This is a genomic window from Deinococcus aetherius, from assembly GCF_025997855.1.
Lineage (GTDB): Bacteria > Deinococcota > Deinococci > Deinococcales > Deinococcaceae > Deinococcus > Deinococcus aetherius.
The window spans coordinates 228,817-240,664 of sequence record NZ_AP026561.1 but is presented as its reverse complement, the minus strand read 5'-3'; the positions used below and the strand labels follow the sequence as shown (position 1 = coordinate 240,664).

General features: G+C 66.1%; 8 protein-coding genes and 1 CRISPR repeat array. All 8 genes read right to left on the bottom strand.

Annotated features, from left to right (window positions below; translation table 11 throughout):
• Positions 1-8: 8 nt before the first annotated feature.
• The gene (argH, locus tag DAETH_RS17305; protein WP_264777960.1) at positions 9-1,448 is read right to left on the bottom strand and encodes an argininosuccinate lyase; all 1,440 of its coding nucleotides are present in this window, start codon (positions 1,446-1,448) and stop codon (positions 9-11) included.
• 280 nt (positions 1,449-1,728) lie between these two features.
• A CRISPR array of direct repeats spans positions 1,729-3,619; the repeat unit is 37 nt; unit sequence GTTTCAATCCTCAGCCGCCCTAAAAGACGGCTGTAAC.
• A gap of 182 nt (positions 3,620-3,801) precedes the next feature.
• Positions 3,802-4,095 (bottom strand): CRISPR-associated endonuclease Cas2, encoded by a 294-nt coding sequence (gene cas2, locus DAETH_RS17300; RefSeq protein ID WP_264777959.1) that lies wholly within the window; start codon positions 4,093-4,095, stop codon positions 3,802-3,804.
• Positions 4,092-5,120: a type I-C CRISPR-associated endonuclease Cas1c gene (gene cas1c / locus DAETH_RS17295; protein ID WP_264777958.1), complete on the bottom strand. Its 1,029-nt coding sequence runs from the start codon at positions 5,118-5,120 to the stop codon at positions 4,092-4,094. The genes cas2 and cas1c overlap by 4 nt, the downstream gene beginning before the upstream one ends.
• Positions 5,117-5,722, bottom strand: a complete 606-nt coding sequence (gene cas4 / locus DAETH_RS17290; RefSeq protein WP_264777957.1) for a CRISPR-associated protein Cas4 — start codon at positions 5,720-5,722, stop codon at positions 5,117-5,119. The genes cas1c and cas4 overlap by 4 nt, the downstream gene beginning before the upstream one ends.
• A 55-nt stretch (positions 5,723-5,777) precedes the next feature.
• Positions 5,778-6,698 (bottom strand): type I-C CRISPR-associated protein Cas7/Csd2, encoded by a 921-nt coding sequence (gene cas7c, locus DAETH_RS17285; RefSeq protein ID WP_264777956.1) that lies wholly within the window; start codon positions 6,696-6,698, stop codon positions 5,778-5,780.
• Positions 6,695-8,605: a type I-C CRISPR-associated protein Cas8c/Csd1 gene (gene cas8c / locus DAETH_RS17280; RefSeq protein WP_264777955.1), complete on the bottom strand. Its 1,911-nt coding sequence runs from the start codon at positions 8,603-8,605 to the stop codon at positions 6,695-6,697. Before cas8c ends, cas7c begins: the two co-directional genes overlap by 4 nt.
• A complete protein-coding gene (cas5c, locus tag DAETH_RS17275; RefSeq protein WP_264777954.1) occupies positions 8,602-9,300 on the bottom strand; it encodes a type I-C CRISPR-associated protein Cas5c in 699 nt (232 codons plus the stop codon). The genes cas8c and cas5c overlap by 4 nt, the downstream gene beginning before the upstream one ends.
• Before the next feature lie 13 nt (positions 9,301-9,313).
• Positions 9,314-11,623 carry a CRISPR-associated endonuclease Cas3'' gene (locus tag DAETH_RS17270; RefSeq protein ID WP_264777953.1) on the bottom strand — a complete coding sequence of 770 codons (2,310 nt, stop codon included), beginning with the start codon at positions 11,621-11,623 and terminating at the stop codon, positions 9,314-9,316.
• Positions 11,624-11,848: the final 225 nt, after the last annotated feature.

The window sequence follows — 11,848 nt, the reverse complement described above, 5'->3', positions numbered from 1 at the left end:
GCTTCAGCCTACTCGCCGGAAGCGTGGGTGAGGGAGACGTGGTTCCGGTCGCCTTCCAGGTGGGCGCGTGCCTCGGCGAAACGGCGCAGGTAAGTCTCCTGCCGCTGCCAGTCCCCCTCCAGACGAGTGCGTGCGGCGGCGATGGCAGGGCGCATCACGGACGGCGCGGGCCCTCCCAGCGTGGTACGCCGAGCGACGAAGGCCGCCGGGTCGAGCGCGCTCCGCAGCTCTTCTTCGGACAGGCTGACGCCGAGGGCGTGCAGGTCCTCCACGGTGGTCGAGGTGACGCCCCGTTCCGACGCCTCCAGCCGCGCCAGCAGAGCCTTGACAGTGGCGTGCGCCTCCCGGAACCCGCGCCCCCCCTGCCGGGCGAGGGTGTCGGCGAGTTCGGTGACCATCGCGTCCCCCTCCTCGGCCTCGCGTCGCCAGGCGGCCCGGGCGATGCGTGGATCAGCCAGCGCCGCGCTCAGAAGGTCCACCGCCTCCCCGAACTCCTGCCACATGGCGTGCAGCGGCGGTTGCACGTCCGTCCCCGGGTCGTTCACGTCCCCGAAAGGGATGTTGTGCGCGCAGAGGACGACGCTCTGGGCCGAGCCGACCGCCTTGCCGAGCTTCGCGCGGGCATGTTCGAGGGCGACCGGGTTGCGCTTCTGCGGCATGATGCTGCTGCCCTGGGTCAATCCATGCTGAAGCGAGATCAACCCCCGGGACGCCCAGAGCAGCAGGTCGTACAGGGTGCGGGAGAGGGTGGTGGCCGCCGCCGTGACGACTCCTGCCAACTCCACCTGCCAGTCGCTCGTGCTCACCGCGTCGTAGGTGTTCTCGACCGGGCGGTCGAAGGCGAGCAGCCGGGCGGTGAGGGCGCGGTCGGTGGGGAAACTTGTTCCGGCCAACGCCACCGCCCCCATCGGGCTGAGGTTCACCCGCGTCAGCGCCCCCAGGAACCGCTCCGTGTCCCGTGACAGCACGTTCTCCACGGCGGCGAGGTAGTGCGCGAGCGTGGTCGGCTGCGCGGGCTGGTGGTGGGTGTAGGCGACGATCACGGTCTCGACTTCCCGCCCGGCGAGGTCGAGGAGGGTGCCGCGCAGGGTGAGGAGGCGCCGCAGGGCATCCAGCAGATGCTCCCGCGCGCTCAGCCGGTAGAGCGTCATGTCGAGGTCGTTGCGGGAGAGGGCCGTTCGCAGAGCACCCGCCGCCCCGGCGTCCCACTCGGCCAGCCTCTGGTCCAGCGCGAAGAACACGTCCTCGACACACGGATCGTGGGGTGGAAAGGGGTCCCGGCGCAGCACCCGCAACCCGGCCACCGCACGGTCCGCCTGCGAAACGCCCTGAGCGTCCAGCATCAGCGCGTGGGCCGTCAGGGCGTCGAACAGGTGGGGGAGCAGGTGAGCGCGGGCGTGGGCGTAATCGGGACCAAGCACCGTGCTCAGGTAGGTGTCATGCCACATGGACGGCCTGAAGGGGTTGGGTGAGGTTACGGCTCCTGAGGGTTTGCGGCTGGTCCATCTTCGCTCCCATCTGAAAGTTGTTCCGAACGGCTCGGGCAGGATAGCCCCACCTCTGGGGGCGACGGCAACGCTTGTTGGAGTGGGGTCCGGGCTGGTGGGACGGTTGGAAGTGGTGACGCGCCCGTGCTCCAGTTCGTGCGCTCTCGGATTTCAATCCTGAGTTGCCCAAGAGACGGTTACAGCCCAGCATCCCGGCCAGCGTGATGCCCATGATGTTGTAATTTCAATTCCCAGCCGCCCCGAAAGACGGCTGCAACATGAGCAGCGTTGCGGGGACCTGTTGCAGCGGCGCGTTTCAATCCTCAGCCGCCCCGAAAGACGGCCGTGACGGCAGCCCCTCCAGCAGCTCCAGGGCCAACCCGTTTCAATCCTCAGCCGCCCTAAAAGACGGCTGTAACTTCAGGGCGAGGGGGGCCGCGCCGCGTTCGGCTTGTTTCAATCCTCAGCCGCCCTAAAAGACGGCTGTAACCGGCACGGGCACGGGCGGCACGCCGGGCACCGCGACGTTTCAATCCTCAGCCGCCCTAAAAGACGGCTGTAACCCGGATCGGCGGCGGCGCCGACCCCGACCGAAACGTTTCAATCCTCAGCCGCCCTAAAAGACGGCTGTAACCTCGGGATGCTTCCCCCCCAAAGACTGAAAAACCGTTTCAATCCTCAGCCGCCCTAAAAGACGGCTGTAACTCGGCCCGTGCGCGGGCGTACCTCGTGGCCTCGGCGTTTCAATCCTCAGCCGCCCTAAAAGACGGCTGTAACCGGATGTTCCCCGCGCATTACCAAACATGTTGGGTTTCAATCCTCAGCCGCCCTAAAAGACGGCTGTAACTCGTATAACAGTCGTAAAATCTATGGCTACACAATTGTTTCAATCCTCAGCCGCCCTAAAAGACGGCTGTAACACCGTCATGAGCGACCACCCCGCCGCGGGGGCGAGGTTTCAATCCTCAGCCGCCCTAAAAGACGGCTGTAACCGTACCCCGTCCGCACGTCCAGGCCGCCGGGCAGGTTTCAATCCTCAGCCGCCCTAAAAGACGGCTGTAACTACGCCGTCTATAGCCCCCGTGGTTTTGCCAACGTTTCAATCCTCAGCCGCCCTAAAAGACGGCTGTAACCTGCTCAACGATGGCGACACCGGAGTGCTCCAGGTTTCAATCCTCAGCCGCCCTAAAAGACGGCTGTAACCGAGGCCCCGGCGACGGCGTGCATGGAGAAGGCCGCGTTTCAATCCTCAGCCGCCCTAAAAGACGGCTGTAACTCCGCCGCTGTGGCGGGCATCGCGGCGGGGCTGGGTTTCAATCCTCAGCCGCCCTAAAAGACGGCTGTAACGGCCGCCACATGGAGCGACCATGACTTTGCCGGGTTTCAATCCTCAGCCGCCCTAAAAGACGGCTGTAACCCGACCCCGCACAACCCCTTCCCACTCCAGGGCTCGGTTTCAATCCTCAGCCGCCCTAAAAGACGGCTGTAACTGCTGCTGGGGTCGGGCATCCTGATGCGTTCGTGGTTTCAATCCTCAGCCGCCCTAAAAGACGGCTGTAACCACCTTCAACATCCCGGCGGCTAACCTCGTTTTTGTTTCAATCCTCAGCCGCCCTAAAAGACGGCTGTAACGCGGCGCGGAAATTCGTTAGCTCCGTCGCCCCGTTGTTTCAATCCTCAGCCGCCCTAAAAGACGGCTGTAACCTTCTCACCATTGATGGGACCCACCCCCGTCACCGTGTTTCAATCCTCAGCCGCCCTAAAAGACGGCTGTAACCAGGCCATAGACGGCCGCACCGTGGGCGACGGGTTTCAATCCTCAGCCGCCCTAAAAGACGGCTGTAACTCCATCAACTTGCTAGAGCTGCGCAGCATGGGGCGGTTTCAATCCTCAGCCGCCCTAAAAGACGGCTGTAACATCGTGGACGGCGTGCAGACCACAGGGGACGAGGTTTCAATCCTCAGCCGCCCTAAAAGACGGCTGTAACCCGTGCAGCCGCTGCTGTTCGGCCAGGACAACCCGTTTCAATCCTCAGCCGCCCTAAAAGACGGCTGTAACTCCGTACAATCCGCGCCACCTCGACTCCGGGGCAAAGTTTCAATCCTCAGCCGCCCTAAAAGACGGCTGTAACGGTTCACAAGCCGAGGGCCCTTGCACGCGTCTCCCACCCTGCCCTCGACGCGAACCAACCTCGCGACGTTTGGCGGCACACTTCCTAAACTCTCCCTTTCAAAGAGGATTGCGTCCCATTCGGCCCTTTCCCGCCGCGCCGACCTCCCGCCTTTTTCCCGTCACGCGAGGTTCGCGCCAGCCTCACAGGATCAGCGGCGCACTCATATCCCGGTACCCGTCCCGGCCGAATGCCTCCACGAACTTCTCGCGCGGTTGGCGCAGGCGGTAGATGCGGACGCTGTCCTCAGTCGGGTCCATCTCCTGAAGCAGTTTCTCGCGCAGGGCGACGAGTTGCACCTCGCTGACGCTGACCTCGAAGACGCTGCCCTGCACCCGCTGGCCGTAGGCGACGCAGACCTTGGCGACCCGGCGCAGGCGTTTGCGTCCGGCGGGCGTCTCGGTGGACACGTCGTAGGTGATCAGCAGGTCGATCATCGGTGGAGGTACGGCGGATAGTGGGGTCGGTCGCCGCGCAGGTGCTGGGCAAGGAGCCGCGCCTGGACGTGCGGAATCAGGCCGAGGGGTGTCTTGCGCCCGGTGAGGGGGTGATGGACCTCCTCCGCCTTGCGCTCCTGAAAGTGCTTGATGATCGTGCGCCGCCCGTCCTCGGTGAGGGTGACGGTGCGGCCCTCGTGCAGGGTGAAGTCGCGCGGGGTGAGCTGCTGGCGGTTGATCAGGGTGACGACCGCCCGGTCGGCGACGACAGGCCGCAGTTCCTCCATCAGGTCGAGGGCGAGGCTCTGGCGACCGGGGCGCAGGGCATGGAGAAAGCCGATCTGGGGGTCGAGGCCGACCGTCTGGCAGGCGCTGGCGCACTCGCCTGCCAGGAGGGTGTACACGTAGTTCAACACGGCGTTGATGGGATCGCGGGCAGGCCTGCGGGTGCGTTCGCCCAGCCAGAAGAAGTCACGGTTCACGCGCAGCATCAGGCTGAACACCTCGAAGTAGCTGCGGGCGGCGGTGCCCTCGATACCGCGCACCTCGTCCACCGTCTCGGCGAGGGGCAGGACGGCGATCTGCGCGTTGATGTCCCGTGCCGCCTGCCGCAGCGCGGGGGCGTCCTCCTCGGCGGCCTCACGGGCCGAACGCAGCAGGGTCGTCTTCTGGTTCTGGAGTTTGCCCGCCGCGATGTACCGGGCGACGGCGAGGGTGCGGGCCGGGTCGCAGGTGCAGGCGTGCTGAGCGACGCGCAGCAGCACGTTCCCGCTGACCGGCGTTTCGCTGCGGGCGGTGAACTGGCCCCACTCGGTCAGCCAGGTGACGGGCTTGTGGGCGCGGCCCAGCTTCTGGATGAGAAAGGGGCTGAGGAGCACGTTCCCGAACACCACGATCCCATCGAGGTGGTGCAGGGGCAGCATCCCCCGGCGTTCGCCCTCCACCTCCACGCGCACGTTGTCGTTGTCCAGGTGCAGGTAGCTCTTCTGGGTCTGCACGTACAGGGTATTGAGCAGGGTCCTCATAGCAGCCTCGTGTCGAAGGGGTCGTAGCCGGGCGGGAAGTCGCGCGGCGCGAAGGGCTCGCAGGCATCGAAGAGACTGCACAACCGGCACCGCTCGTCGGCGGCGGGTGGGGGCAACTCGCCGCTCCCCAGCAGGGCCCTCACGCCGTCCCGCGCCTCCAGCACCGCGCCGCGCAGTTCGGGAGTGAAGGCCACGTTCCGGCGCCCCCGGCTGGCGACGTGGTAGATGAAGCCTTCCGGGATGCTGACGCCGAACATCTCCTCCAGGCAGAGGGCCTGCGCGCAGAGCTGCACCTCGTCCGCGAGGCGGGGCCTGGCGCGGCCCGACTTGTACTCGACCGGGCGGGGCGAACCGTCCGGCAGGAGTTCCACCACGTCCGCCACCCCCGCGAGGCCGTGACGGCGCGACACCAGAGGCAGGGCGCGCAGGGTCCGCACCCCACCCCGCTCCTCGGTGCCGCCGCCGTGCGCCCGCTCGTGCTGGCCCCGCCCGCGTGCCGTCTGCGCGTTCTCGGTCCAGGTCTGTTCAACGTGAATCAGCGCGTACTGGCGCGGGCAGAACACGAAATGCTGGAGGGCGGAGAGGGGAATTGGGTTGTCCATAACACCTCCCGAAAAGGAAAGAGGCCGAGCGGGGGACTCGGCCTGTGGGTGAGGTTTATTCGTCCAGCCGGGTCAGCGTGACTCCCTGCGGCAGCCTGGACGTGTCCACCTCGACCGGCTGATAGTCGTCGAAGCTGCGGGCTACGGTCACCTCGTCCTTCCGTTTCGGCTTCACGAGGTCGAGGAGTTTATGGGCCGGAGCGTTCCCCAGCGGCGACGAGTGGCTGAACACGTACAGCCCCCGGCAGGCGGTCAGGCCGCGTGAGGCGCTGCGGTCGAGGTCCCACATGTTCACCAGGGCCTGCCACAGCACGGCCAGGTCCTCGTCGCCGAAGCCGGTGTCCCGCGCGAAGGCGGGCACGTAGAAGCCGTGCGCCACGTACAGACCGTAGGGGATGTAGGCCTTGCGGCCCATCGTGCCGCTGCGGGCCGTCTCGTCCTCCGCCGCCTGCTTGGGATCGGGTTTGGTGAGGGCCACGCGGGTAATGGCGGCGTCCAGTCCCAGGATCGGGTCCACGCTGCGCGCAAAGGTCAGTTGCACGGGACCGCGCACCTGGCCCGCGTTCACCTCGGTGCTCATCACGGCGCCGAAGGTCCGGATGTCGAAGAAGTTCTCGCACATCCACCTCTTCGCGGCCTGAATGTCACCCTGGGTGGCCTTTTTCGGGTCCTTGCCCAGCGCCGCATACGCCCGGCCGTGCTGGTTGTTGAGGATGGCGCCCTGCTGGACGTAAATCTTGTAGCGGTCCTCGCCGCCCCGCAGGGCATCCACGTAGTTCCGGACCTTGCGCTTGAGGGACACGTCCGTCACGATGCCCAGGCCCGTCTCGGGGTCCACGCGGGGGAGGTTCCCGGCGTCCGGGTCGCCGTTGGGGTTGCCGTTCGTCACATCGAACATCAGGACGAAATCGTGGCGGTTGGTGGCGTTCAGGTGAGGCGCGGTAGCGGAGGACTGTTCAGCGGTCGCGGTGGTCATTGGGCGGCTCCTTGTTCCTGGGGGTCAACCTGTTCCTGGGTGTTGAAAAGACCGGTCGGGAGGTTCTGGGCGGCTTTGGCCTGCGCCTCCCGCTCCCTCTTGGCCTCGGTGCGCTCCCGAATCCCGGCGCTGATCTCGGCCCGCTGGTGGTAGTAGCCCAGCGCGAAGAGGGCCTGCTGGGCAGTGGTGAGAGGCTTGGCGGGAATGTCCCTCAGGCGGCTCATCACGTCCTCCAGCTCGCGTTGCTTGGCGCGGTAGGCGGGTTCGTTCTCCTTGCGGAGCTTTTGCAGATGCGCCTGCGACCCGTGGATCAGACGACCCACCACCGCGTAGGGCGTCGTGCTCATCGAGCCGTAGAAGCGGTCCACGAGCGTCGTGTTCGCCTTCATCACGCTGCCCTGAATGTCGTCCAGCACGGCGAGCAGGCGACCTAAGTGATAGGCCGGTTCGCGCTGCCCGGGGTCGAGGGCGTCCAGTGAGTCTTTTTCCATGTCCAACTCCTTCCAGTCGCGGGAGAGAAGCACCATCTTGGTCAGCGCGGCGCGGGGCCGGGTCACCCGGTACTCGTCGGCGCGGTTGCGGGCGGCGAGCCGCGCCAGGAACGCCTCGGGCAGGGGTCGCCCCGAGAGCGCGAACTGCACGAGCGCGTCCACGTCCGGCGCCGTGTGGGCTTTGTTGACATCGCGGTACATCGCGCGGACCAAGTCCAAAACGCTATAAGTCTTGCCCGCGTCTTCCTCGCGGACGCCGACCAGGGCCTGCGCGGCGAAGTAGTCGCTTAGGTTGTCCACCGCCGCCTGAACGGTGCTCGTCAGGTGGGTGCGGACGGCGATCCGGCTCCCGCTAGGTGTCAGACCGACCGCGTAGAACGCGGCACCTGGCTTCAGCGTGGGTTGCTCGCCCTGGAAGATGCCCCAGAGGGTCTGCCGGACCTCCTCGGGACGGGCTTTCTTCTCGCGTCTCTTTTGAATGGCGAACCTGCTCTTCAGCTCTGCGGGAGGTTCCTGCAACGCCCTCGCCACGAGCGGCACGGCCCCCTCGCCCGTCCAGAAGGCGTAGGTCACGCCGCCCACCTTCAGGCTGGTATTCGGGTCGGCCAGCAGGCGGTTGAGGCCGTTGGCGTACTGCTCCGCCGCCTCGAACTTGACCGGGGCGATCTGGGAGGCTTGCAAGCCGTAGGACTCGAAGGCTTGAGCGTTGGCGCTGATGAAGTTCATCCCCGCCACCTGTCCGCTCAGGATGCCCTTGATCTTCACGGGCTCGCGTTCCATGACCGGGCCGATCTCACCTGTAATCAGGCATTCGGCGGTCAGGGTTGTGCCGTCGGCCTCGGCGTCCCCCTGCCCGAACTGGCCCGCCCAGAACCGCTGCACGGCGGGAAGCGTCAGCGGCTCCACCCCATCCACACTGAACGTCACGTTGGTATCGGGGGCAAAGTCGGGAAAAACGGCCAGATATTTTTCCCTGAAGCTGGCCGGGTCGTGTCCGGCGAGGAACCCCGCCACCGCCTGCACGCTGGGTTCCCCTGTAGCCTCGGCACATGCTTGGACGAGTGCCCTGAAGGCGTCGTGACGCTGCTTAACCTTGGGATCGCCTTCCTTACGAACGATGCCAAGAGCGTATTCGGCATTGTCCATGAGGAGCTTTGACTTAACACCAGAGGCACGTACAACGTTCGGCGCCGGTGTGGGCCTCCCCAAATCCTTCCCCTTCGTCTTGCCACTGCTGAGGGGTTGCACGTCCAGCACCGTGCCGTCACCCCTGAGCCTGACCTCCCAGCGGACGGGTTGCAGGGCGTACATGAAGGGCATCTCGTCGCCGCCCGGCTGCTCCCCTTCCGAGACGGGCTTCTTGCCCTCCCGGCGCATCCGCAGCTCGTACTCGCGGAGTTGGTGCAGGAGGCTCATGCGTCCACCTCGCCGTACAGGTGATGGGGAACGTGCAGGATGCCCCGTTCCAGCCTCGCGTTGAAGAAGCGCGGCGCGGCGTTGCCGGTGGCCCAGCGGGCGCCGCCCTCACCGTGGGCACGGTACTTCAGGCGGCCCTTCCCGGTTTCCTGAAAGTGCAGGTCGAAGAGCATCCGGCCCAGGTCCTCGCTGAGGTCAATGGGCGTTTCCGAGCCGTCCGGCGGGCCGAAAAAGGCGGTGAACTCGCGGTTGCCCAGGTACGGCTGGTGGAACGCCTGCCCTTTCTCGGCGCGGCGGGTGAACATCTCGGTGTATTTCTGAAGCGGGTCCGTGGCGTGCGGCTTCAGCACGATGTCCGCCCGGATGACGTAACACACGTCGCGCAGCACCAGCGCGTGCCGTTGCGCCCGGTTCTTGCTGTCGTCCGCGTAATACCCTCCTCCAGAAGTCATCCAGCCTTTCGCTGATCGCTCTGAAACTACGTCATTCACCTCGTTCCGCAGGATGCTGAAGCGGCGGATGGGCCTTAGCACGGCGATTTCCCGCACCCGCCACTCGAACTCGGGTTTCCAGAACACCGCCTCCAGCACGCCCCGCGCCGCCGAGGGGGTCATCACGTCGTAGGTGACGCGCTCCACCTTGTTCTCGGGACGGGTGAAACAGGCGTAGTCGCTCCAGACTTTCAGTTCCAGCACATGACTTCTCCTTTCAGAACGCGGTGTACGGGTCGTCGTTGAAGGCGGCGACAATCCCCAGCCGGTCGTCGTACCTCGCCGTCAGCGGCCACTGCCGGATGTCGGGTGGGTCCACGTCGAGGCGCCGCGCCCGCTCCTCCAGTTCCGGGACGGGGGTGAGGAGGTGGGCGAGTGTCTTGGCCTGATGGGCGTAGAGGTTGACCGTGTAGCCCTGTAAGGCCCGCCAAGCGTCACGGCTTTCGCCTTTGCTGTGCGCGTCACGGATGGTGGCGAGCAGGGCGTCCACCCTCGCGGGGTCGTAACCACGGATGACGACGGGCACCATCTCGCCCTCGATCATCTGGAAGGCGGCGGCGACCTGCTCGAAGTAGAGTCCGGCGTGGGCCTTCTCGAAGGACGTGTCCTTGCCCATCACCTGAACGGGAGGGGCGAGGTTCACGCGGGCGTACACGTCCCGAAAATAGGGGGCGAAGACGTTCGGATCGTGCAGATTTGCGTTCTCCCTCAGCACGGTGCCCGCGAGGCTCTCGCGCACCTGATAGTCCCCTTTGGGCATCCGGTGGTCCTCGGGGCGGAAGACGACGACGTGGCCGGTGCCCAGCCCGCCCTCGCGGTTGCATCGCCCGGCGGCCTGGACGATGGCCTCCAGCGGCCCCATCGCGCGGTAGACGCGGGGGAAGTCCACGTCGATCCCGGCCTCGATCAGTTGGGTGGAGACGACCCGGCAGGGCAGGCCCGCCTTCAACCGTTCGCGGATACTCGCCAGTTCGCGCTTGCGGTGAACCGGGCACATGTTGGTGGAGAGGTGAAAGTGTCCCTCATCCTTCCCCAGCAGCCCGAACAGGTCGTGCGCGTGCTGGCGGGTGTTGACGATGCACAATACCTGCCGGTGCGTGAGCAGCTCGGCGGCGAGGCCAGGCCAGGGGGTCGGCTCCGTGAGGCGGAATTCGTACTCCACCCGGCGCAGGGCGTCGAAATAATGGGCGGCATTCGGCACGAGGTCGCGGATGTTTTTCAGGGCGGGAAAGCCCAGGCGCTCGTCCAGCGCGGGTTGGGTGGCGGTACACAGCACCACGCTGCAACGGGCGTGCTTCACCAGGAAGCTCAGGGCGTCCAGCACGGGGTTCAGCAGATGGGCGGGAAGGCTCTGCGCCTCGTCGAGCACGATCACGCTGCCCGTGAGGTTATGCAGCCGCCGGAGCTGCGCGGTGCGGGTGCCGAACAGGGTCTCCTGAAACAACCGGACGGTGGTGGTGACGATCACGGACGCGTCCCAGTTCTCGGTCGCCAGCTCTGTGGCGGTCGTCTGGTTCTCCCGGCCTTCCTGCTTCTCCTTCACCTCCAAGTTGCTGTGATGCTCCAGAACCTTGAATTCGCCTTCCTGCTCCAGCACGTCGCGGAAGACCCTCGCCGTCTGGTCGATGATGGTGGTGAAGGGCACGGCGTAGACCACCCGCCGTAACCCCTTCAGGTGCGCGTGTCGCAGCGCGAAGGCCAGCGAGGTCAGGGTTTTTCCGCCCCCCGTGGGCATGGTCAGTCGGAAGAAGCCGGGGGGGAGTTCGGCCTGGTCAAGCGCGGACGCGTACATCTCGCGGCGCAGGGCGTTGATGGGCTTGGGGTCACGGGCGTCCTCTGCCGTTTTGCGGTCCTGCTCGGCCTGCAAGCGCCCGAGAAGCAACTTCATCTCGCCCTGCTCGGCGGCGTGCAGGTCACGGAGCCTGGCCTTGCCGGGGCTGCCGTGCTCCTCGGTGTCCAGCCGGTCGGCGTCCACCAGGGCACCCAGCAACAGGCGGATCAGGAAGGCGCGTTCGGTGCCCTCCAGGGGCAGGTCGGGGAGTTTGCTGTCCAGAAGGTCGCCGAGTTCGGGCATCTCGGCCAGGGCGAGGTCCAAGAGCTTTAACACTTCTTCGACTTCCGCGTCGTTCAGTCGCTTGTTCAGGGCATCGACATCTCTCAGGCGCCCGTGGTGGTTGGCGATCACAAACGGCAGCTCGCTCCTGTCCTCCCGGTCCATCGTCAGGAGGTGTTCGATCACCTTCGCCCCCGCGTCGCTGTGCGGCACCGCCTCCTCGGGAAAAGCCTCCGGCTGTGCAGTTCGCGGGTTCCATTGCAGACGGTGCTTCTGGAATCTCTCGCGGTACTTGCCCAGGTCGTGCAGGTAGCCGGTGAGCCGCGCGTGGGGCGTTAATTCCGGGACGCCGATGTAGCGGACGTGATGTTCCAGGCGGCGGGTGACGCCCTCCACATGGTCCTTCAGGGTCTGCCACCGTGGATTTTCCCGGCTGGGGCTGTGACCCATAAAGACGGGTGGAGGGGGTGTCATGCACGGCCTCCCCTCATCCGTCTTGGAGCCCCGGAGCTGGTGAAGGAGATGTCCGGCGAACGTTCCCGCCGCCCGGGCACGTTCCAATACGTGGGTGCCATGCTCCCATCCTGTGCTCCCCCTGTCCCGGAGCCGTCGCACCCTCCGGTGTGGGTGAGGCGCACTCCGCTTTCGTGAGTGGAACACAGTCACTCTGCCAGGCCTCCTACCGGTGACCTGCCCCGT

Excerpts from the sequence above, each read along its gene's own strand:
- argH (WP_264777960.1), bottom strand. The coding sequence starts at position 1,448 with ATGTGGCATGACACCTACCTGAGCACGGTGCTTGGTCCCGATTACGCC.
- cas2 (WP_264777959.1), bottom strand. The coding sequence starts at position 4,095 with ATGATCGACCTGCTGATCACCTACGACGTGTCCACCGAGACGCCCGCC.
- cas1c (WP_264777958.1), bottom strand. The coding sequence starts at position 5,120 with ATGAGGACCCTGCTCAATACCCTGTACGTGCAGACCCAGAAGAGCTAC.
- cas4 (WP_264777957.1), bottom strand. The coding sequence starts at position 5,722 with ATGGACAACCCAATTCCCCTCTCCGCCCTCCAGCATTTCGTGTTCTGC.
- cas7c (WP_264777956.1), bottom strand. The coding sequence starts at position 6,698 with ATGACCACCGCGACCGCTGAACAGTCCTCCGCTACCGCGCCTCACCTG.
- cas8c (WP_264777955.1), bottom strand. The coding sequence starts at position 8,605 with ATGAGCCTCCTGCACCAACTCCGCGAGTACGAGCTGCGGATGCGCCGG.
- DAETH_RS17270 (WP_264777953.1), bottom strand. The coding sequence starts at position 11,623 with ATGACACCCCCTCCACCCGTCTTTATGGGTCACAGCCCCAGCCGGGAA.